This is a genomic window from Pseudomonadota bacterium (assembly GCA_016195085.1).
Taxonomy (GTDB): domain Bacteria; phylum Pseudomonadota; class Alphaproteobacteria; order SHVZ01; family SHVZ01; genus JACQAG01.
Genome location: JACQAG010000008.1, coordinates 51,967 through 73,012 on the forward strand (window position 1 = coordinate 51,967; position 21,046 = coordinate 73,012).

Annotated in this window: 21 protein-coding genes; 7 read left to right on the plus strand and 14 right to left on the minus strand. The window is 66.5% G+C overall.

Annotation, left to right across the window (positions count from 1 at the left end):
• Window positions 1–277: 277 nt before the first annotated feature.
• Window positions 278–1,717, minus strand: a complete 1,440-nt coding sequence (locus HY058_02670; protein MBI3496189.1) for a sigma 54-interacting transcriptional regulator — start codon at window positions 1,715–1,717, stop codon at window positions 278–280.
• Window positions 1,718–1,867: 150 nt separating this feature from the next.
• Between HY058_02670 and HY058_02675 the strand changes: the two genes are divergently transcribed.
• From HY058_02675 to HY058_02690, 4 genes are read left to right on the plus strand one after another with little or no spacing between them, the layout of a single operon-like run.
• Window positions 1,868–2,998 (plus strand): ABC transporter substrate-binding protein, encoded by a 1,131-nt coding sequence (locus HY058_02675; GenBank protein MBI3496190.1) that lies wholly within the window; start codon window positions 1,868–1,870, stop codon window positions 2,996–2,998.
• Window positions 2,999–3,028: 30 nt separating this feature from the next.
• Window positions 3,029–3,946, plus strand: a complete 918-nt coding sequence (locus HY058_02680) for a branched-chain amino acid ABC transporter permease (protein ID MBI3496191.1) — start codon at window positions 3,029–3,031, stop codon at window positions 3,944–3,946.
• Window positions 3,943–5,730, plus strand: coding sequence for a branched-chain amino acid ABC transporter ATP-binding protein/permease (locus tag HY058_02685; protein MBI3496192.1), 1,788 nt, complete (start codon window positions 3,943–3,945; stop codon window positions 5,728–5,730). The genes HY058_02680 and HY058_02685 overlap by 4 nt, the downstream gene beginning before the upstream one ends.
• Complete coding sequence (locus tag HY058_02690) at window positions 5,727–6,431, plus strand: ABC transporter ATP-binding protein (protein ID MBI3496193.1); 705 nt, start codon at window positions 5,727–5,729, stop codon at window positions 6,429–6,431. The genes HY058_02685 and HY058_02690 overlap by 4 nt, the downstream gene beginning before the upstream one ends.
• A gap of 121 nt (window positions 6,432–6,552) precedes the next feature.
• Here HY058_02690 and HY058_02695 read toward each other — a convergent pair whose 3' ends face one another.
• The 3 genes from HY058_02695 to HY058_02705 form a co-directional block, all read right to left on the minus strand.
• Window positions 6,553–7,413, minus strand: a complete 861-nt coding sequence (locus HY058_02695) for a pyridoxal-phosphate dependent enzyme (GenBank protein MBI3496194.1) — start codon at window positions 7,411–7,413, stop codon at window positions 6,553–6,555.
• Window positions 7,410–7,577 carry a hypothetical protein gene (locus HY058_02700; protein ID MBI3496195.1) on the minus strand — a complete coding sequence of 56 codons (168 nt, stop codon included), beginning with the start codon at window positions 7,575–7,577 and terminating at the stop codon, window positions 7,410–7,412. Before HY058_02700 ends, HY058_02695 begins: the two co-directional genes overlap by 4 nt.
• A gap of 145 nt (window positions 7,578–7,722) precedes the next feature.
• The gene (locus tag HY058_02705) at window positions 7,723–8,649 is read right to left on the minus strand and encodes a transcriptional regulator GcvA (GenBank protein MBI3496196.1); all 927 of its coding nucleotides are present in this window, start codon (window positions 8,647–8,649) and stop codon (window positions 7,723–7,725) included.
• 271 nt (window positions 8,650–8,920) lie between these two features.
• Between HY058_02705 and HY058_02710 the strand changes: the two genes are divergently transcribed.
• The gene (locus HY058_02710; GenBank protein ID MBI3496197.1) at window positions 8,921–10,708 is read left to right on the plus strand and encodes an NADPH-dependent assimilatory sulfite reductase hemoprotein subunit; all 1,788 of its coding nucleotides are present in this window, start codon (window positions 8,921–8,923) and stop codon (window positions 10,706–10,708) included.
• Window positions 10,708–11,340 (plus strand): siroheme synthase, encoded by a 633-nt coding sequence (locus tag HY058_02715; GenBank protein MBI3496198.1) that lies wholly within the window; start codon window positions 10,708–10,710, stop codon window positions 11,338–11,340. Before HY058_02710 ends, HY058_02715 begins: the two co-directional genes overlap by 1 nt.
• A 67-nt stretch (window positions 11,341–11,407) precedes the next feature.
• On the opposite strand, the gene HY058_02720 is transcribed toward HY058_02715, so the two are convergent.
• On the minus strand, window positions 11,408–12,241 hold the full coding sequence (locus tag HY058_02720) for an AraC family transcriptional regulator (protein ID MBI3496199.1): 834 nt from the start codon (window positions 12,239–12,241) through the stop codon (window positions 11,408–11,410).
• Between the two features lie 97 nt (window positions 12,242–12,338).
• Between HY058_02720 and HY058_02725 the strand changes: the two genes are divergently transcribed.
• Window positions 12,339–13,055: a phytanoyl-CoA dioxygenase family protein gene (locus tag HY058_02725; GenBank protein MBI3496200.1), complete on the plus strand. Its 717-nt coding sequence runs from the start codon at window positions 12,339–12,341 to the stop codon at window positions 13,053–13,055.
• 19 nt (window positions 13,056–13,074) lie between these two features.
• On the opposite strand, the gene HY058_02730 is transcribed toward HY058_02725, so the two are convergent.
• From HY058_02730 to HY058_02770, 9 genes are all read right to left on the minus strand, one after another.
• Window positions 13,075–13,425, minus strand: coding sequence for a helix-turn-helix transcriptional regulator (locus HY058_02730; GenBank protein ID MBI3496201.1), 351 nt, complete (start codon window positions 13,423–13,425; stop codon window positions 13,075–13,077).
• Between the two features lie 13 nt (window positions 13,426–13,438).
• Window positions 13,439–13,804, minus strand: coding sequence for a type II toxin-antitoxin system RelE/ParE family toxin (locus HY058_02735; GenBank protein ID MBI3496202.1), 366 nt, complete (start codon window positions 13,802–13,804; stop codon window positions 13,439–13,441).
• A gap of 94 nt (window positions 13,805–13,898) precedes the next feature.
• Window positions 13,899–15,287: a M20 family metallopeptidase gene (locus HY058_02740; GenBank protein ID MBI3496203.1), complete on the minus strand. Its 1,389-nt coding sequence runs from the start codon at window positions 15,285–15,287 to the stop codon at window positions 13,899–13,901.
• A gap of 71 nt (window positions 15,288–15,358) precedes the next feature.
• The gene (locus HY058_02745; protein MBI3496204.1) at window positions 15,359–16,675 is read right to left on the minus strand and encodes an extracellular solute-binding protein; all 1,317 of its coding nucleotides are present in this window, start codon (window positions 16,673–16,675) and stop codon (window positions 15,359–15,361) included.
• 149 nt (window positions 16,676–16,824) lie between these two features.
• A complete protein-coding gene (locus HY058_02750; GenBank protein ID MBI3496205.1) occupies window positions 16,825–17,661 on the minus strand; it encodes a carbohydrate ABC transporter permease in 837 nt (278 codons plus the stop codon).
• Window positions 17,658–18,593, minus strand: coding sequence for a sugar ABC transporter permease (locus HY058_02755; protein ID MBI3496206.1), 936 nt, complete (start codon window positions 18,591–18,593; stop codon window positions 17,658–17,660). The genes HY058_02750 and HY058_02755 overlap by 4 nt, the downstream gene beginning before the upstream one ends.
• 153 nt (window positions 18,594–18,746) lie before the next feature.
• Complete coding sequence (locus HY058_02760; protein ID MBI3496207.1) at window positions 18,747–19,562, minus strand: aspartate dehydrogenase; 816 nt, start codon at window positions 19,560–19,562, stop codon at window positions 18,747–18,749.
• Window positions 19,559–19,705 carry a hypothetical protein gene (locus tag HY058_02765; protein MBI3496208.1) on the minus strand — a complete coding sequence of 49 codons (147 nt, stop codon included), beginning with the start codon at window positions 19,703–19,705 and terminating at the stop codon, window positions 19,559–19,561. Before HY058_02765 ends, HY058_02760 begins: the two co-directional genes overlap by 4 nt.
• A gap of 39 nt (window positions 19,706–19,744) precedes the next feature.
• Window positions 19,745–21,037, minus strand: coding sequence for a hypothetical protein (locus HY058_02770; GenBank protein MBI3496209.1), 1,293 nt, complete (start codon window positions 21,035–21,037; stop codon window positions 19,745–19,747).
• Between the last annotated feature and the right edge of the window lie 9 nt (window positions 21,038–21,046).

Sequence of the window (21,046 nt, forward strand, 5' to 3'; positions counted from 1 at the left end):
GAGCCGATGATCGGGATGCGCGTGTCTGCACCCAAGGGATCCTCCCGCTTCGCCTGGTCTTCAGCGGTCGAAGGACCGCACGCCGGCGTTTTCCATCAGCCTCTAAGCAGACAGCGTGCCAATTGGACAAGCTATTGAAATTGCTTGCACTTGAGCGATCGATTCCATCCGGGGAGCAAAATTTCCAAATCGTCTGTACGGAATTCAAGACAGAAATCGCTTCCGTTGGTTAAATCTGCGGTTCGCACTTCTGTATATCTGTGCTGATTCCAAGACATTATGTCGGATTATCAGACAGTTCACCGAGACGGGCGAGGCGATCATAGAGCTTGGCGCGGGAGATTCCGAGGAGCTTCGCCGCTCCGGCCTTGCGGCCGCTGGTCGCCGCGAGCGCGGCCCGGATGGTCTCGCGCTCGGCCGTCCGCACCGCATCGGCGAGCGGGCGGACCAGAGCAGCCGCCTCGCCCGTGGATCCGGGCCGGGCGGGACCCGGCTCAGGCAGGATGCGGGCGAAATCCTCCGCGCCGAGCCGCGGCCGATCGGAGACCGCCACCGCGCGTTCGAGGGTGTTGGCGAGCTCGCGCACATTGCCCGGCCAGTCGTGTCGTGCCAGCGCCGCCACGCCGGAAGCCGTGATTTCCCGCGGCGTCCCGCCACCGGCCCGCTGGATCCGCTCCAGGAACGCCTCGGCCAGGATCTCGATGTCGCTCAACCGCTCGCGCAAGGGCGGCAGGGTGATCGGCAGCACATTCAGCCGGTAGTAAAGATCGGCGCGAAACTGGCCGTTGTCGACCAGCTGCTTCAGCGCGCGGCTGGTGGCCGCGATCACCCGCACATCCACCTTGATCAGCCGGTTCGATCCGAGCGGCTCGATCTCCTGCTCCTGCAGCGCGCGCAAGAGCTTCGCCTGCACGGCCAAGGGCATCTCGCCGACCTCGTCCAGGAACAGCGTGCCGCCATCGGCGATCTTGAACTTGCCGTCGCGCTCCCGGCGATCGGCGCCGGTATAGGCGCCGGGCGCCACGCCGAAGAAGTCGGCTTCCAGCAACGTCTCCGGCACGGCCGCCAGATTGACGCCGACGAAGGGCCTATTGGCGCGCGGGGAGGCGGCGTGGATGGCGTGCGCCAGCAGCTCCTTGCCGGTCCCGGTCTCGCCCAACAGCAGAACCGTGGTGTCGAGCTGGGCGGCGCGGCGGGCTTGGCGCTTCACCTCGAGAATGCGGGGATGGGCGCCGAGGAACTGCGAGAAGCTGTACTTCGCGCGGCGGTGCTGCGCCAGCTCCCGCTCGGCCCGCAGCAAGCTCGACTGCAGCTCGGTGAAGCGCGCGACCAGCGGCTTCAGATAGTTGAGCCGGTCATAAAGCACGAAGCCGACCGCACCGATGGTGACGCCGGCCTCGTCATTGATCGGCATTCGCGTGACCACGAACCATTTTTCGCCAAACTGCATGATGTCGAGGAGGATCGGTCGGCCGGATTCCGCCACCTCCCGCATTCGGCTGTGCGGCAGCACGGATTCGATGTCGCGGCCGATGACCGCATCGGCCGCACCGATACCCAGAAGGTTGCGGTACTTGTCGTTGATCCACGCGATCCGGGCGCGGCTGTCGACGGCGATCGCGCCCTCGCATAAGCTCTCGAACAGCGCGAACAGCGAGCTCACCGCCTGCGAATGCACGAGTTCCGGGTCTGCGGGAAAAGGGCTCGGCAAGTTCATGCGGGGCCTCACGCGCCAATTGCGGCTCGGATGCATATTGCCCAGCGCCGGCCGTGGCAGCAATGAGGCAGCTCGAGATTGGCGCATTTGCGCTGGTCGTCTTGGCGAGCAATGGTCTATTGGATGCCTGCAGCATGCGGAGGCTTGTCGATGAATCGCCTCTTTCTCGCCGGCCTTGCGGCCGTGGCCGCAAGCGCCGCAGCCCTGGCCGAGCCAGCGGAGGTGAATATGCCGGTGCTGGTGCCCTTGACCGGTCCGGTGGCGCTTGAAGGCACCAGCCAGCAGAACGGCGCCTTGCTTGCGCTCCGCAACGCGCCTGCGGGCGTCAAGGCGCACTATCTGGTCATGGACGTCGACGGCTCGCCCGAGCAAGCGGTCAACGGCTTGGAGCGGGTCTTGAGCCGCGGACCGGTGAGCGCCGTCACCGCCTCGATCTTCGGGCCGCAGATGCTGGCGATGCTGCCGATCGCGCTCGAGCGCAAGGTGCCCTTGATCACCATCTCGGGCACCACCGACATCACCGAGCGGGGCAATCCCTATGTCTTCCGCTTCTTCCCGACGGACGCAGTCGCCAAGGTCGCCCATGCGCGCTACGCCGTCGAGATCTTGGGCAAAGGGCGGCCGGCGCTGATCTACCAGACTACCGCCTATGGGCAATCCGGGGCGACGCAGCTGCGTGCGAATTTGCAGCGGCTCGGCGTCGAGCTGGTCTTCGAAGAGGCCCTCGACCCCACCGTCAAGGACATGCTGCCGGTGCTGGCGAAGGCGCGGGACGCCAAGCCCGACGTGCTGCTCTTGCATCTGCACCAGGCGCCGACTGCTCTCGTCATTCGCCAAGCCGCCGCGATGCGCCTCGGGCTGCCGATCGTGGCGGGATCGGCCGCGCATTCGCCGGCGACCGCGGCACTCCTGGACCCGGCCGAGCTTGCCGGCGTGTGCACCGAGACCAATGCCGCGCCGGCCGCCGGCGGCTCGCCGGCGCTCGAGCGCTTCCTTGCGCAATACCGCGAGGCCTTCGGCAGCGAGCCCGACGGCTATGCGCTCGGCCAGTATGACGGCGTCATGATGGTGCTGGATGCCGCCCAGCACGGCGCCGGCAATGCGGCGGAAATCGCCGCCGCGCTGTCGCGCTCGACCTATCAGGGCCTGGCTCAGACCTATCGCTCCGACGGCAAGGGCAACATGGCCCATGGCGCCATCATCATGTGCTATGACGGCACCGGCCGGGTTCCCCGCATCGTGAAAAGCTATGAGAACGTGACCGGCGTGCTCGCCCGCTAGCGGACCGGCCTGAGCCGAAGCCTCTTTCCGATGATGGCCCTGCAGCTCTTCGCAAATGCCCTGGCGCTGGGTGCGGCCTATGCCTTGGTGGCGTTCGGCTTCGTGCTGGTGCTGAACGCGACCACGGCCGTCAACTTCGCCCAAGGCGATCTGGTGGTCGCCGGCGGCTTCGCCGCCGTGGCGCTGGCCGCTTCCCTCAAGCTGCCGGGTATCGCACTCCTGCCCCTGGTCATGCTGCTGATGGCGGTTCTCGGCCTCGGCCTCTCGCTGGCGGCGTATTTCCCGCTCAAATCCCGATCGCCGGTGCCGGTGTTCTTGAGCACGATCGCCGCCGGGGTGATGCTGCAGAACGCGATCAACATCGGCTTCGGGCCCGAGCCGCGCACCGGCCCGCCGCTCATCGCCAGCGGGGCCTTCGAGCTCATGGGCGTCGTCATCGGTCGCCAGGCGCTCGCCGTCATCCTCGTTGCCGTTCTGCTCTATGCCGGCCTCCACCTGCTGCTTCGCCACACCCGGATCGGCCGCCGGATCCGAGCGACGGCGGAGGACCGGGAGATGGCGGCGGCCCTCGGCATTCGCGTCGACGCCATGGTGGCACTCGCCTTCGCGCTCGCCGCCGCCTCCGCCGGGGCCGCGGGGCTGCTGCTCGCCAATAGCTTCTTCGTGACCCCCACCGACGGCGGCAACTACATGATCAAGGCCTATATCGCCGCTGCCATCGGCGGTTGGGGCCGCATCGGCGGCGCGGCGATCGGGGCGGTCCTGATCGCCATGTTCGAGGTGCTGTTCCCGGCCTTGCCGACATTGCTGCCGATGGGCTGGCTTACGGGTTTCGGATGGCTGTTCTCGCAAACCGCTTCTGCGATCATCCTCTATGCCGTGCTCTTGGGCATCCTCGCCGTCAAGCCTCGCGGCTTGTTCGGCGAGCGCGCCGAGCAACGGGCATGAGAGGCTGGCTCGCGGCCAGGCTCAACCTGCCGCTCGTTCTCGGCGCGGCGCTCCTCGCCCTTTGGCCGCTTCTCCTCGACAGCTCCTATGAGCGGCGCGTATTCACCCTGGCCGGCATCTACGCGATCATGGCCATCGGCTACCAGTTCATCTTCGGTCATGCCGGCCAGCTGGCGCTGACCCAGGGCACTTTCTTCGGCCTCGGCGCCTATGTCACGGGCGTGCTCGCCACCCGCCTCGGCTGGACGGCGGAGGCGACCTTGCCGCTGTCGGTCATGGTGCCTGTCCTGCTCGCGGCCGCCGTGGCGCTTCCGGTCGTGCGCCTGCAATCCCACTATTTCGCCTTGGCCACGCTCGGGATTGCCCAGATCGCGCTGCTGGTCGCCACCGATTGGCAATCGCTCACCGGCGGCGCCAACGGCATCGCCGGCGTACCGGGTGTGAGCCTGTTCGGCTGGGTCTTGCCCTCGGGCCTGGCGATCGCGGCCACGGTGTGGATCGCGGTGGCGCTCGTCGGCCTCCTTGCCTGGCAGCTGCTGCGCGGTCGCCTCGGCCTCGCCTTCCACCTGGCGCGCGTAGACGAGATGGCGGCTGCCAGCATCGGCCTCGATACGCACCGCCTGCGCTTCGTGGCCTTTCTCGCGAGTGCGGCCTTCGCCGGTCTCGCCGGCGCCTTCTATGCCCATGCGAACCGGGTGATCTCCCCGGAGGCGCTCGGCCTGCCGGTGATGATCGCCTGCCTGGCCATCGTGGTCATCGGCGGTCGCACCCGCATCGCCGGCGCCATCCTCGGCGCCGTGCTCGTCGTGCACCTGCCGGAATGGCTGCGTTTCCTCAAGGACTACTATCTCCTCGTCTATGGCGGCTGCATCCTCGCCGCCGTGGTGCTGGCGCCCGAAGGCCTCGTGGGCTGGGCCGAGGCCCTCAGAGACCGCTTGTACCCCGAACCTCCGCCGGATCCCCCGGAGCCGAAGGCGTCGCCGCACCGCGCGGGATGGCACGAGCCGCCGCGAGCGGCGCCGCTGCTTGAGCTCGTCGGCGTCAGCAAGCGCTTCGGCGGCGTGCAGGCGCTCGAGCATGTGTCGCTCAGGCTCAAGGCGGGAGAGATCGTCGGCCTCATCGGACCCAATGGCTCGGGCAAGAGCACGCTCATCAATCTCGTGAGCGGCATCCACCGGCCGGAAGCCGGGCGCATCATCTTCGCCGGCCATGACGTGACCCACCTCGCGCCGTTCGAGATCGCTCGGCTCGGCATCGCCCGCACCTTCCAGGCGATCAAGCTCGCCGGCGAGATGACCGTGCTCGACAACGTCGCGGTCGCGCGCAGCGTGCTGGCCGGCCCCAACATCATCGGGGCACTCGCCGCCGGCCGACAGGATCCGGGGCTGGCCCGCTCCCGCAGCGAGGCCATGCATTGCCTCATGCGGCTGGGCCTCGGCGATGTGGCGCTTGCGCCGGCGGCGAGGCTAGCCCATGGCCAGCGTCGCCTCGCGGAGATCGCCCGCGCGATCGCCACTGAGCCGCGCCTCCTTCTCCTCGATGAGCCGGCCGCGGGCTTGAGCGAGCGCGAACAGGCGGAGCTCGGCCAGATTCTGACGCAGCTTGCCGAGACCGGCATGACGCTTCTCGTCATCGAGCACAACATGCCGTTCCTGATGGGTCTCGCCCGACGCATCATCTGCCTCGACCGCGGCCGCATCGTCGCTTCGGGCACGCCGATGGAGATTCGGGCCAATCGCCGGGCGATGACGGCTTATCTCGGCTTGAGCGAGCCCGGATCGTGACCGCGCCGCTGCTCCGCATCGACGGCCTTGCCGCGCGCTATGACGGCATCGCCGCGCTCGAGCAAATATCGCTCATGGTGGCTCCGGGCGAGATCGTGGCGCTTTTGGGTGCCAACGGTGCCGGCAAGTCGACGCTGCTTCGCTCGGTAATCGGCCTTGTGCCCGTATCGGAGGGCACGATCACCTTCGATGGCGGCGCGCTCGGGGGCGAGCCGGCCTGGGCGCGAGCCCGGCGCGGCATCGGCTATGTGCCCGAGGGACGACGCATCTTTTCGGGCATGACGGTCAGCGAGAATCTCGATGTCGCCCTCCGCGGCGGCGATCGGCGTGCCGCCTTCGCGTTCGCCTACGATCTATTCCCGGCCTTGGCCGAGCGGAAATCGACATTGGGCTGGCAGCTCTCCGGCGGCGAGCAGCAGATGCTGGCGATCGCCCGCGCCCTCATGGCGCGACCACGTCTGCTCTTGCTGGACGAACCCTCTCTCGGCCTGGCGCCGCTGCTGGTCGCCGACCTCTTGCGGCGGGTCCGCTCCATCGCCGTCGGCGGCACCGCCGTGCTCCTGGCCGAGCAGAGCATCGGCGGCGCGCTGACGGCCGCCGATCGCGGCTACGTCCTCAAGACCGGCCGCATCATCGCCGACGGCCCGGCTTGGGCGCTCCGCGATGACGAACGATTGCTGGCGGCATTCCTCGGCGCGTGAAGCGCTCGTGTGATGATTCCGAAGTTCGCAGGCGAACTTCGGAATCTGAATCACACGAGCTTCAATTGATTAGCGGCCCGCTTGTCCCTGAAATTCGCGGACGAATTTCAGGAGCGGGACGCTACAGCCAGAGCTGGGAATGGGTGAAGATCGCCGGCGCGCCGCCGGTGTGCACGAAGACAAGGATGTCATCGGCCCCAAACGCTCCTTGTCGGATGTGCTGGACCATCGCGGCCGCACATTTGCCGGTATAGACGGGATCGAGGATCACCCCTTCGGTGCGCGCGAACAGGCGCACCGCCTCGTTTCCAGCCTCGGTCGGCACGCCGTAGCGCTCGCCGACGAATTCGCCGAAATTCTGGATCTCGCCCGCATCTACGCGAAGGTCGAGGCGGAGCTCGACCGCGGTGCGGTTGGCGATCTCGGCGGTGCGCGGCGCCACGTCGTGCTCCCTGGTGGCGGTGATGCCGCGGACCTGGAACCGCCCGGGAAACAGCTTTTGCGCCAGCACCAGCCCGGCCTGGCCCTTGCCGCTGGAGGACATGTAGAGGCAGCCGAGATCGAGCCCCAGCGCGTCCAGCTGCTCCATGATCTCCATCGTGCATTCGATGTAGGCGACGGCGGAAGCGACATCGAACATCGGGTTGTCGTTGAGGATGTGCGGACGTCTGCCGTCCGCCCGGAGCCGGGACGCGGTCTCATCCATGATCCGGCGCTGCTCGGCGGATGAGGCGGCGAAAACCACCTCGGCGCCCAAGAGATAGTCGACGAGCAGATTGCCCTGCACCAGGTTCGGCCTCTCCCCCACCAGGACCAGGATGGTCTCGAGCCCGAGTCGGTTGCACGCACCCACCGTCTGGCGGGCGGAGTTGGATTGCAGATCGAGGCCGACGATCACCACGTCCGGCCGTTCCATCATGGTGCGAGCCAGGCGAAACTCGAGGTTGCGGGTCTTGTTGCCGCCGAAGGCGATGCCGGTCAAATCGTCGCGCTTGATGAAGATGCGCGGGCCCCCAGCGCCTGGGCAAGCCGCGGCGCTTCCTCGAGCGGCGTGGGCGTCAGGGCAAGCTTGATCCGCGGCAGCGTGGCGATGCGGGCGCGGATAGCGGCGAAGGCGTTGAGCGGCCGAGTGGAGTGGGCTTCCATCGTGGCCCAAACCTAGCACATCGCCCCCACCCCAACCCTCCCCCGCCTTCGGCGAGGGAGGGGGAAAGATGCTTGCCTTTCTGCTCCCTCCCCCACGCGCAAGCGTGGGGGAGGGTTGGGGTGGGGGCATGCAACCGGTATCGGATCAGGCTGCTTTCAGCTCGGCGCTGCGCTGGGCCTCGGAGTGGAGCCAATTGCGGAACAGGGTGATCTTCTGCTGGGAGGTCTTGCTCGGCGGATAGACGATGAAATACGCAAAGCCGAGGATGACGCTGCCGGCCTCGAAGGGGCGGATGAGGCGGCCGGATGCCAGATCGTCGGCGGCGAGCTGCGCCTTGGCCAGCGCCACGCCGCGGCCGCGGGTCGCCGCCTCCAAGACCAGGCTCGATTGGTTGAAGCGCGGGCCTCTCGCCCAGTCGACGCCCTCGACCTTGGCGGCTTTGAGCCACATGCGCCAGTCCGGGCAGGTCGCATCGTCCTCGGAGCTGTCGTCGTGGAGGAGCGTGTGAAAGCGAATGTCGGCGGGCGAGCGCAAGGGCTGCTGGCCCTGCAGCAGCTCGGGCGCGCACACCGGCAGCACCGTTTCCGGGAGCAGCCGCTCGACCACCAGATCGGGGTATTGCCCGGCGCCGTAGCGGATCGCCACATCGACGTCGTCGCGGGCGAAATCCACGAGCTGCATCGAGGCCGAGACCCGCACATCCAAATCCGGGTGCTCGTCCTGGAAGCGGTCGAGCCGCGGCACCAGCCATTTTGCGGCAAAGCTCGGCGCCACGCTGACGGTGAGCACGCCGGCGCGGCCGACCGCATCGATGCTCTCGATCGCCTCGCTCAGGCGCTGGAAGCCGTCGCGGATCCCGGGCAAGCAGGCCTGCCCGGCATCGGTCAACAACAGCGTGCGGTTGACCCGGCGAAAGAGCGGCGTGCCCAGGATCGCTTCCAGCTGGCGTACCTGATGGCCGATCGCCGCTGGGGTCACATGCAGCTCGTTCGCCGCCTTGACGAAGCTCAGATGCCGCGCCGCGGCCTCGAAGGCCCTGAGCGCATTCAGCGGCGGCAGACGGCGGCTCATGACGGCCTGCTCCTCGTTGTCGCTGGAGCCGGAGACTCCAAACTTGCCCCATGGCCGGGTGTGGCCCGGCCGGTGGCGGCCTCCATACGGACACTAAACTGACCGCTGGCACCATCTCCACGCAACTGGAAATATGTCGGTTCGATGGAAAAATATATTTTTTACATTTTACAAATGTAAATTAAGCAAAGGGTCTTTACCTGCCCCTTCCGCGATCACCGAGGCAGGCAAAGGAAATTTGGCAACCTGCCTAGTTAATCTCGCTCGACCGATGGAGGTCCAGCATGGTTCCGTGCGATCTCCACCCTATATCTGTTGTGGATTATATTCCACGTCATTTTGTTGGGGAATACCCGTGGCCGGTGCAGCCAAATCATCCAAGGCCGAAGAGACGAAGCGGCTGAGCCATGGGCTCCGCGGCGCCCTCACAGCCGAGCTCGCCGGCCCGGAAAGCCATTTCGCGGCCGCCGAGCAGCTTCTCCTCAAATTCCACGGCACCTATCAGGGCTATGACCGCGACAGCGCCACCGAGCTGAAGCAGCAAGGGCTGGAGAAGCAGTGGGAGTTCATGGTCCGGGCGAAGATCCCGGGCGGACGGCTCACGCCCGAGCAGTATCTGGCGCTGGACGCGCTTGCCGAGCGCCATGGCGGAGGCAATCTGCGCATCACCACGCGCCAAGGCGTGCAGTTCCACGGCATCATCAAGCGCGACTTGAAGGCGACGATCGCCGCCATCAACCGGGCGCTGCTCACCACCTTCGCGGCGTGCGGGGATGTGGTCCGCAACGTCACCGCCACGCCGGCGCCGATCGCGGACGCGGTGCATCGCCGCTTGCAGGCGGACGCCAAGATGCTCTCCGAGGAGCTGGCGCCGAAGACCAACGCCTATCACGAGATCTGGCTCGACGGCGAAGCGGTCGCGGGGGAGGTTGACGAGCCGCTCTACGGACCGAGCTATCTGCCGCGCAAATTCAAGATCGGGTTGGCCACGCCCGAGGACAATTCCATCGACGTGCTGACCAACGATCTCGGCATCATCGCCTTGTTCGAGGGCGAGCGTCTCGTGGGCTACAACCTTGCTCTCGGCGGCGGCCTCGGCATGACCCACAACAAGCCGAAGACCTATCCCAGGCTCGCCACACCGATCGCCTTCATCGAGCCGGACGGGCTGCTGGCGGGCGTCAAAGCCGTCATCCAGCTCCAGCGCGACCATGGCGACCGCGCCGACCGCAAGCATGCGCGGCTCAAATATCTGGTCCAAGAGAACGGCGTCGATTGGACGCGGGCGACGCTCGAAGGCATCTTCGGCCGCACGCTCGCCGATCCCAAGCCGATGCCGCCCTTCCGCGTCATCGACCACACGGGCTGGCACGAGCAGGGCGATGGACGCTGGTATTTCGGCCTCGCCATCGCCAATGGCAGGGTCAAGGACGAGGGCAGCTTGCGGCTGCGCACAGCACTCCGCACGGTGATCCAGCGTTTCCGCCCGACACCGATCCTGACGCCGGGCCAAGGCATCATCCTGGGCGACGTCGATGCCGCCGACAGGGCGGAAATCGAAGCAGTCCTCAGCCAGCATGGCGTGAGCCTGCCCCATGCGCTGAAGCCGATCGCGCGCTGGGCGCTCGCCTGCCCGGCCTTGCCGAGCTGCGGGCTGGCGCTCAATGAGGCCGAGCGCATCCGGGTACCGCTCATCGCCGAGATCGAGGCCGTCCTCGTTCGCCACGGTCTCGGCGATGAGGAGATCAGCGTGCGCATCACCGGCTGCCCGAATGGCTGCGCCCGACCCTATGCGGGGGATATCGGCATCGTCGGCCGCACGCCCCGGGAATACGCACTCTATCTTGGCGGCGATTTCGCCGGGACCAGGCTCAACCGGTTGGTGTTCGAGCGGATCGACCTAGCCGAGATCGCCGCCACCTTGGAGCCGCTGTTCGAGGCTTTCGCCCGCGATCGGTGGCCCGGTGAAGGCTTCGGCGATTTCTGCCACCGGCGGAGCAATGCCGAGCTCATCGCGCTGGTGGACGCGGCGCGGCCGCCCGCGGCCCGGGTCGCCTGATGTATCCGATCAGCCTCGATCTCAAACAAATCCGCGTGGGCCTGGTCGGGCGCGGCTTTCGCGCCGTCCGCCGCTTGGCGTTGCTCGATGCCGAAGCCGCCGGCGATGTCCGGGTCTTCTCCGATGCGCCCTCGCCGGAGCTCCTCGGCCGGGCGGGCAAGCGGCTGACGCCGAGGCTGCCCTTCGTCGAAGATCTCAGGCGGCTCCAGGTGCTGTTCATTGCCGATCTCGATTGGAAGACGGCGTCGCGCCTGGCCGAGCGTGCCGATCGCATCGGCCTCATCGTCAATGTCGAGGACGAGACGAAGCTCTCCACCTTCCATTCGGCCGCCGCCCTAAGGCGCGGCGATTTCACCGTTGCGATCTCGACCAACGGCAAGAGCCCGGCGATGGCGAGCCTTTTGCGCCGGCATCTCGAAGGCCTGTTCGGGCCGGATTGGGAGCGCCAGGCGGTAGCGGCGGCGGAGCGCCGGCAGCGCCTCAAGCGCGAGGGCGCCGACGGCCAGCGCATTCTGGCCGAGACGAGCCTGCTCCTGGGCCTGCCCGCTCCGCGGCATGCGCCGGCGCCCGTGGCGAACGACAACGCCATCCCCGCCGCAGCTGCGCAGGAAGAGCCGCGCCGCTTCTCCTGAGCCTCGCCGGTGCCGCACGAGCGAGCGATCTTCGTGCTTCGCCCGCGCGCAGCATCCTAAGAAGCGATCAATCCACAGCGCTCTTGGCCTTCCCGGTTTCGGCGATGGCGTAATATTCCCTGGGACCGGTGCCGCGCACGGCCATGAACACCCGATAGAACTGCGAGTAGCTGCCGAAGCCGGCGTCCAGCGCGGCGGCGAGCAAGGGCGGCGCGATCGAGCGCGTCATCAGCGCATCGACGCGCTCGAGCCGTCTCTCGGTGCGAAACTGGGCGAGGCTGCGACCGGTGTCGGAGCGGAAGACCCTGCCCAAGCGGGACAGGCTGAGGCCGGCTTGCTTGGCGATCAGGGCGAGCGGCACTTCCGGATCGGCCCGCAGGATATCCGCCGCCCGGCGGACCGCCGGATGAATTTTGAGCCCGGCCTTTGCCGGTGCCTCCTGCCAGGCGATCCAAGCCCTCGCCATCCACCACCGGAGACCCGCGGCGATCAGCGCTGGATCGCCGGATCTGCGCAGCGTCGCCGCCACAAGGCCGAGCTCCGCAGCGGCGCCGTCGTCGATGCGGCGCGCGTCCGGGCTATGGCCCATTTCGGCCGCCAGCGGGGGCGGGTACAGCGTCCCCGGCCGCAAGACCGAGGGTGCCGAGACCAGCACCCACATGTCGAAATCAGGGCTCTCGGACAGAAGGAAGTGCGATTGATCGGTGTGCGCCCATAGCAGCATGCCCGCTCGAAGCGTCAGGATCCGATCGTCGATGAGATAGCGCATCCGGCCCTGGATGGCGAAGAACGCCGCCAGCTCGAGGTGGCTGCGCGGTGCGGTCTCGTGGATCCGCCGATCCGAGCGCAGCCAGCATCGTCCCGGTGTACCGGCAGGTAGGTATCGCTTTGCTTCCGTCACAGCGGAAAATGCAATCTTTTCGATCGAAGATGCATAGATTGCCTCGATTCTCTTCCTTACTCTGCACCAAACTGCAATGGCCGCCAAGGAGGAGAGAATGCAGGCCGAGGAGATCAAAGCCGGGTTCCGCCGCACGGGCTTCTGCATCCTGGAGGGGGCCTTGACGGCTGGCGAGCTGGCCGGCCTCCGATCGGCCTGCGATGTCCTGCTCGAGGAGAAGCCGGATGACGGTGGGGGCAAGTTCCATGACATCGGCCGCGGCGAGGCACGCCGCTTCCTGCGCCATCGCCATAGGGACTTCCCCGCGCTCGAGGCCTTCGTGCTTGGCGAGAAGGTGGGCAACCTTGCCGCGACGCTGCTTGGCCACGCTCCCTACCTCTTCAACGAGCAGTTCGTGGTGAAGGGTGCGAGGACCGGGGCGAGCTTCGCTTGGCACCAGGACGGCGCCTATGTCGGGTTCGCTCACAAGCCATACCTCACGCTATGGATCGCGCTCGACGAGGCGACCGAAGAGAATGGCTGCGTCTACGTGCTTCCGCGGCATCTCGACGTGGATGAGAGCCTGGTGCCGCATCGCTGGGATCCGGCAGGCAAGGAGAAAATCGGCTACGAGGGACCGGAGCGCGGTGTGCCGCTCATCGGCCCCGCGGGCATGGCCGTCGCCTTTTCCTCGACCACGCTCCATAGCTCGGGTGCGAACGCCACCGATCGCGTTCGCCGCGCCTATATTTGCCAGTACTCCGCCGAGCCGATCATCGATCCGACGACCGGAGCCGCCAAGCACTTCGCCAAGCCTCTAGGCGCTCGTCGATGAGCTGTGCCTAATTTACCAGCTATGCGGCAGCACGCCGCGCGCGTTTCCGGCGTGGGGAAATAGCGCCGAGCTCTTCGAGGCGCACGGGCGCACGATTGGGAAATGTCGCCACCAGCTCAAGCTCTCCACCGATCGCCTTCAGGAACGCGCGCAGCGTCGAGATGTACATGTCGCTGCGCGCCTCGAGCTTCGAAACGGCCTCCTGGCCCACCTTCAGCCGTTTCGCCATCGCCGCTTGCGTCTTGCCTATGGCCTTGCGCAGGTCCCGCAGGGACATCTCCTCGGCAATGATCTCGCGCGCGCGAGCCTCGACCCTCCGACGCTCGTCTGCGGGAAGCGCCGAGACGATCTCATTCAATGTTCGTGCCATCTGGACCTCCATCTCACTTGCGGGTTCGAAGGGCCTGCATCCGGCGTAGATGGGCGTCGAACCGCTTGTCGGCGAATGCGATCAAACGTCGATAGAACGCCTTCTCGCTTCGTCCGCTCTTGTCGCCTGCCACGAGCAGAATAGCCCGCCGCTCGGGATCGAAGGCGAAGGCAGCTCGCCAGACGCCGCCATCCGCATCGAAGCGCAATTCCTTCATATTCGCGTGCTTCGAGCCATTGAGCGTATCGACCCTGGGGCGCCCGGCCAAAAGACCGAAGCGCTCGAGCAAGCGCGCTTGCGCCAGAAGCTCGATCCTCACCGCGGCAGAAAGCCTATGCAGCTCGGGTTCGAACTCCGGTGCGACGTGGACGGCCCACACCTGGATATTATGCTCTCTATGGCATATGCCGTCAATGGCATTGTAGCTATTTGAAAGGTGCTCGCCGCGATGCCTGCGCCTCGCCGCTTTGCCGCTACCAGCGGGGCGGCGCCTCGCCCATGTCCCAGAATAGGCCGGTCATGATCGCCAGCCCCTCGCGCAACAAGGACGCCAGCACATGCTCGTTGGGTGCGTGCTGGGAGCAGCCGGCATAGGAGTGCGGGACCCATATGGTCGGCAGGCCGAGCGTGTCCGTAAACACCTCATTGGGCAGCGAGCCGCCGAGATTGGGCAAGACCGCCGGCTTGGTGCCGGTGGTCCTCAAGAGCGAGGCGGCGGCCCAGCGCGCGGCGGGATGATCGGGATCGAGCCGGGTTGCCTGCATCATCTCCTTCTTGGACGCCTCGACTTTGACCTGGGCGAAGCCGTTGGCGTCGAGATGGCGGCGGATCGCCGCGATGAAGGTGTTCGGATCGGTGTCGACGGTAAAGCGGATCTGGCAATGGGCGTTGGCCCGGGGCGGCACCGCGTTGACCGGGTTCTCCGGATTGCCGGTGCGAAACGCGAGCACCTCGAAGGTGTTCCAGGCGAAGACCTTCTCGGCCGCGGTCAAGCCCGGCTCGCCCCAATAGGCATCGATCTCGGGTCCGTCATCGCCGCCGTCGATGGTGCAGTCGGCGAGTGCCACGCGCACCGAGTTCGGAATGGCGCGGGGGACGAGGTCCGGCACCAGGACCTTGCCCTCGAGGCTGATGATGGAGGCCAGCGCATGGGCGAGGATGACGCCGGGATTGGCAAGGAGCCCGCCCCAATTGCCGGAGTGGTGGCCGCCGGCGCGGAGATCGACCGAGAGATCGAAATTGAAGGCGCCGCGGGTGCCCATGAAGATGGTCGGCCGATCGGGCGCCAGCCGCGGCCCGTCCGAGCCGATGAGGAGATCGGCGGCCAGCATCTCCTTGTGCTCGGCGCAAAACGCGCCCAAGCCCGGCGAGCCGATCTCCTCGGAGGTCTCCAAGAGGAACTTCGAATTGAAGCCGAGCCGGCCGCGCTCGGCCAAGACCATGGCGAGTGCGGTCATGTTGATCGAGTGCTGCGCCTTGTTGTCGGCGGTGCCGCGCCCGTAATAGCGCTCGCCCTCCTGGACGATGCGCCAGGGCCCCAATCCCTGGCGCCATTGCGCGTCCAGGCCGCGCACCACGTCGCCATGGCCGTAGGTCAACACCGTCGGCAAGCTCGGATCCTCGATCCGCTCGGCCACCAGGAACGGCCCGCCATGGCTGACCGGGTTGTCGAAGAGGTGGATGCCATAGCCGATCGCCGCCAGCGCCGGACCGATCTCGTCGGCAAGATAGGCCTTGAGCTGCGGCCGGCTCTCCGGCACCTGGCTTTCGGTGCGGAATTGCACGCGCCGATCCAAGTCGCGCATGAAGGAGCCGTCATCCCAATAGTGCGTCGCTCGCCCGATGGCGCCGTCTCGGCTCATGGCTCGTCCCTGTCGAGAAAAAGGCCCGGCATCATGCGAGGCCGGGCCCTGAGGAGCAAGCGCGTCGGATATCAGGTTTTCAGATAACCCCGCCGCTTCATGAAGGTGGTCACCTTCTCCTGCAGATCGGCGGCCGCCAGCTCGGGCGTCTTGGTACCGGAGCAGGCCGCATTGGTCTCGTCATAGATCATGATGTTGATCTGCTCCGATTCCTTGATCGGCGGATAGATGGCGACCCGGCCCTCCATGCCGGTGAGCACGTCGGCGAGGATCGGGAACTTCTTCAAGACCGCCGGGTCCTTGAAGGCCGAGGTCCGGCAGGGCGTTCCCGTCACCAGCGCCGTCTGGGCGGAGATCTCCTGGCTGGTGAGCCAACCGACGAACAGCTTAGCCGCGTCGAGATTGCGGGTCTTGCCATTGACGGCAATGCCCCAGCCGCCGAGCAGCACCGCTTCCGGCGTCGCGCTGTGCCCGATCGATCCGGCGATCGCTGATTTCGCCGGGTCGAAGAGCGTGCTGAAACCGCCGGTCCACATGAAGCCCTGCGCCGACTGGCCGGTCGACAGGCTGTTCAGCATCTCCGGGAAATCCCAGGTGAGGTTGCCCGGCGGGCTCACCTTGCCCAGCTGCTCGGCCATGAAACGGATGGCCCGGATGGACGGCTCGGAGGCGAAGGCAGGTTGGCCTTTCGCATCGAAATACTGCCCGCCGAAGGCATGAAACAGCGTGATCCAGATACAAGCGGTCTGGATGCTCTTTCCGGCCGGCATGTTGAAGCCGTATTGCTTGTCGCGGGTGAGCTTCCGGCCGGCTTGGTAGACGGCATCCCAGGTGGCCGGCGGCTTGTCCGGGTCGAGCCCGGCAGCGCTGAGCGCCGCCTTGTTCCAGACCAGCAGCGAGGCATCGCCGATGAGCGGGATCGCCACCATGCGATTCTCGTAGCGCGCATAGGCGTCGAGCGCGCGCTGCGGATAGTCGGCCCACTCGAGCGGCGGCACGCCCTTGATCTCCTTGTCGATGCCCATGAGGTCGGCGACATAGGGTGCGAATTGATCTTTCCACTGATAGGCGGCGAGATAGACGTCGAAGGCGTTGGTGCCGCTGGTGAGATCGAGGATCAGCTTCTGGTAGCGATCGGCTTGCAGGAGCGGCAAGAATTCGAGCCGGATGCCGCTGGCATTGGTGAATTCCTCGCAGAAATTGGTGATCTGCGTGAAGCTGGGCGTGGTGCTCCAGGTGATCTTAAGCGTGGTGCCCGCATAGGTGCGGGGAAGGCTGCGGGTCGCGGCGGCCCCGGCCGCCTGCGCCTTCGCCTGGCGAAAGGAACTGCCGAGAAGTGCGGCGGATGCTGCCGTCGCGATGAGCCCACGGCGTGTGATGCCTGTCATGACTCCTCCCTTGCGTCGGTTTTTCTTCAGGTTTTTCAGACGGAATGTCTGTTGCGGCCCACACTACGCCCGAAGGATGGGCCCGCAACCGAGCAAGGCCGATCTCTGGGTAAGGTTGGGCAGCGGCGACGGGGGTGCGTGCCTACGGTTCAGCCTTTGACCGAACCCATGGTGAGGCCCCGCACCAGATATCGTTGCATGACCATGGCGAACACCACGACCGGCGAGGAGATCATCAGCGCCGCGGCGCCGATCGCCCCCCATTGCACGCCATATTCGTTGCGGAAGCCGACGATCGACAACGGCGCCGTCGCCGCGTGGGTGTTGGTCAGCGCCAAGGCGAACAGGAACTCGTTCCAGCAGGCGATGAACACGAACACGCCGGTCGCAACCAGGCCCGGCGCGACCAGCGGCAGGATCAGACGCCGGAACACCTGGAACTCGCTGCAGCCGTCGATGATCGCCGCCTCGCGCACTTCATGGGGCACATCGCGGAAGAAGCCGCGCAAGAGCCAGATCGCAAACGGCAGATTGAAGGCCGTGTAGATGACGATGAGAGCGCCGTAGGTGTCGAGGGCGCCCAGGCGCGAGGCGATCAGGTAGACCGGAACCAGCAGCGCCACCCCCGGGACCATGCGCGCGACCAAGATTGCCATCAGGAACAAGCGGCCGCGCATCCTAAGCTGCGCCAGCGCATAGGCGGCAGGCGCGGCCACCGCCAGGATCAGCAGGGTCGCCGTCACCGCCACCACGATGCTGTTCATCAGATAGGACTGGAAGCCGACTTCGCGGAAGATGCTGCGGAACCCGTCGAGCGTCGGGGTGAACAGGAAGCGCGGCGGCATGGTCAAGGTGTCGATCGGGCGGCGGAAGCCGGTCAGCACCATCCACAGATAAGGAAAGAGATAGATGAAGGCGATCACCATCCAGGCGCTGGTGAGGGCGACCCGGATCGCCTCGCGGCGTGCGGCGGCCGGCCGCATCATCGCTCCGCCATCGCCGATTTGAACAGGCGCTGCAGCAAGGGCGCGCTCACCGTCATCACGATCGCCACGAAGATCCAGGCGATGGCGGCGGTTCGTCCGATGTCGAAGGCCGAGAAGCCGGTTTTGTAGGTGAAGATGGTGATCGTCGTAGTCCGGTCGCCGGGTCCGCCGGAGGTGAGCAGCCAGATCTTGTCGAAGTCGCCCATCGCCGCGATGCAGCGGAACGAGGCCGCGATCATCATGTAAGGCAACAGATGCGGCAGCAGAATGTAGCGAAACAGCTGCACCGGCGAAGCGCCGTCGACCTTGGCGGCACCCAGCAGATTCTCATCGATCGACTGCAGGCCGGCGAGGATCACCAGCATGAAGAACGGTGTGGTCTGCCACACATCCATGACGATCATCGACGGCAACGCCATGTTCAAATCGAGCCACGGCACCGAGGGCAGCCCGATCGCCACGAGCACCCAGTTGAACACCCCGCTCTCCTGCTCGTAGAGCAGCTTCCAGAAGATGCCGATGACCGCCGGCGTGACCACCATCGGGATCATCATGACCGAGCGAAAAAATGAACGCCAAAAGAAGTCCAGGTTCAGCAGCAAGGCGAAAGCCGTCCCCAGGGTCAGCCCGCATGCGATCGATCCCGCGGCGTAGGTGACGGTGACCCGCACCGCCGTCCAGAACTCGCGGTTGGTGAGCACGTCTTGATAGTTGGAGAGACCGGCCGGGTCGTCCATGCTGCCGGGATCGACCAGCACCCAGTGGGTGAAGCTGGCGTGGAGCGCATAGAGCATGGGCCCGGCATAGACCCCAAGCAGCACCACCACGGCCGGCATGATGAACCAAACCTGAGGCCCGGCGCGCCAACGCAGCCAGGCTTGCCATAGCGAGGCTTTGGCGACCCCGCGCGTCTGGGCGAGCTCGACTGCCATCAGCCCTCGGGCGACCCCAGCCGCTCCGTCAATGCCATGAGCATCTCCTGCAGCCGGGCCGTGGACGCCACCCGCCCGCAAGTCGAGCAGGCGCCCGGTCCGTCGACAACGCCCGCCCTGCAAGCATAGGGGTAAAGTGGAGTAAGACGCCGACTAAGTGCCGATGCGGAGCGGTGCGGCGAGATCCCTGAGCGCGGCGATCAGGCTGAGAGCGGTGATCTTGCCGGTGCCCGGGTTATCCTCGCTCGGCACGTTCTCGATCGCCATCGAGAAGCGCGCGCTGTCGGCCTCGACCTCGATGCGATGGGTGTTGCGGGTGAGCGCCGGGTCGGCCCAGACCTCGAGCTGGGTTCGATCCGGACCGATACCGGCCAAGGCCAAGGCGGCCGCCACGTTGACGTTGGCTGGAAAGGCGCGCGCCCCCTCCCGCGCAGTGCCGGCGAAGACGCGAAGCGGCTGGGTCAACTGGCTCACGTCGATCCCCTGTTGCTTGAGATAGGGAGCGCCTGCCAGCGAGCGCGGCGGCTTGGCCGTGACCATGCGCACGCTCGAGATCGTGCCGATCGCAGCGGCGCGCACGGCATCCAAGCCGAGGAGCGCACCCGTCGCCAGGATGAGGCGGCCCCCGGACTTGGCCGCGCGATCGACCATCTCCGGGTGATCCAGCAGGGCGGCGGCGCTGACCGTGAGCACGATCCGCCCCAGATCCAGCGCCGGGCCGACGGCTTCGACAAAGGCCGCGGCCGGCACACATTCGATGATGACATCGGCGAGCTCAGGCAAGGCTGCAAGCGGCTCGATCCGGGGCGGCCGGCGAAGCGTTGCGGCGTTGCGGGCGGCCTTTGCCACATCCCGGGCGGCCACCGCGACCAGCTCGAAGCCGGGAATGCCGGCATCGAGGCGGCGCGCCACCTCGCGCCCGATCGCCCCGAATCCGGCGATGGCAACTTTGCGGAACGACGCTTTCATCGGTCTTCCGGGTGGTCCATTGCGTAGACCCTTACCTGCATGCCCTTGAACTCGATCATACGCTCGAAACGCTCGCCGATCTTCTCGGCGACTCGAATTGAGGCGACATTGGCGGGGTGGATAAGGCTGATCAACCGCTTCACGCCCAAACGCCGAAAGGCATCGTCGCGGGCGGCGGTAGCTTAGCGCTGAAGCTCGGCCAGCGCGATCCGATAGTAGAAGCCGCCTTCGCCTCCGGCATTGGCGGCGATCTGCCGCTGCAAGCTTGCTTGGAGCGCGGCCTTGATATCCTCGGAGGCCGGTAGCTCGCGATCGGTCCAGAAGCGGCGGCTCTGGTCGAAGAACCCGACCCGCGCCAGGAAGGACGTGCCGAAATAATACGAGGCTTCCAGCGAGTCGTCATAGCCGGTCATGCGGAAGGAGCCTTCCGGCTGCCAGGATTGCCCGAGGCACCAGTCGAGCATCCGGTCGATCTCCCGCCCCATCGCCTGGCGCTGCTCCGGCGAGGCATGGGGCCAGCCGAGCCGGAAGATCTCCACCACATCCATGTTGTGATGGTTCATATACCCATCGCGGTTGAGCCAGCCCCTGGGATAGCGTTGATCCTTGATCTGCAGCGTGGTGTCGATGAGCTGCGGCCAGTCCGGCACCTGCCCCTTCAAATAGCTGACGATATGGAAGGTGATGCTGAGATCGGTGGTCTGCGTGAGCCGGCCGCCGCTTCGATAGGTGGCGCTCCAGTAGCCGGTCGCGGGATTCCGGAGCTCGTCGAGGAGAAGGCCGGTCAGCGCCGTCTTCAGGCGCTCGTCCCATTCATAGCCGATCGGCTGGTCGCGAAGGATGAGCCGGGTCAGCGCCGAGAGCGTCTCGTTGAGCTCGCGCCGGCGCTCGATGCCGTCCCTCGCAAGGTCGGAGGTGACGAGCTCCACGATGTGCTGGCGCAGGCGCCGCGGGCTGTTGACGCGGTCGAGGATGCGGACGGGAACCGGAGGACTGAGGCCCGCCCGCGACAGCTCGGCAATGTGATCGTAGGTCGCATCGAGCTTGAGGAACCATTCGGTGTAGCAATTGCCCCAGGCGCCGTCCTGATCCTGCATATCGGGAAAATCCCGAGCGTGCGCCAATTCGATGTCGAGATCGACCAGCCGCTCGGCGATGCGCAGCCAATGGGCGCTCGAGCTTGCCAGCCATTCGATCTCGCGCAGGATCTGGTGGGCGCAGAATGCGCCCACTCCGTCGCGCTCGCGCTTGGCCAGTTTCGCTACCCTCAGCCGGATCCGGTCGTCATGCTCGGCGCGATGCTGGTCGTAGCCGGGATCGAAGCGCCGAAACTCCACCGCTCGATTGAGGGGGTCGATCGGCTCGGCCGCGAAGACCGGGCATGCGAGCACGCCCGCGAACATCCACAGCGCGAGCCGGAGCCGGCGGCGGAGTCCGATCGAAGCGGGGACCGACGATTGCCAGGACTGAAGCACGGAGCAAGC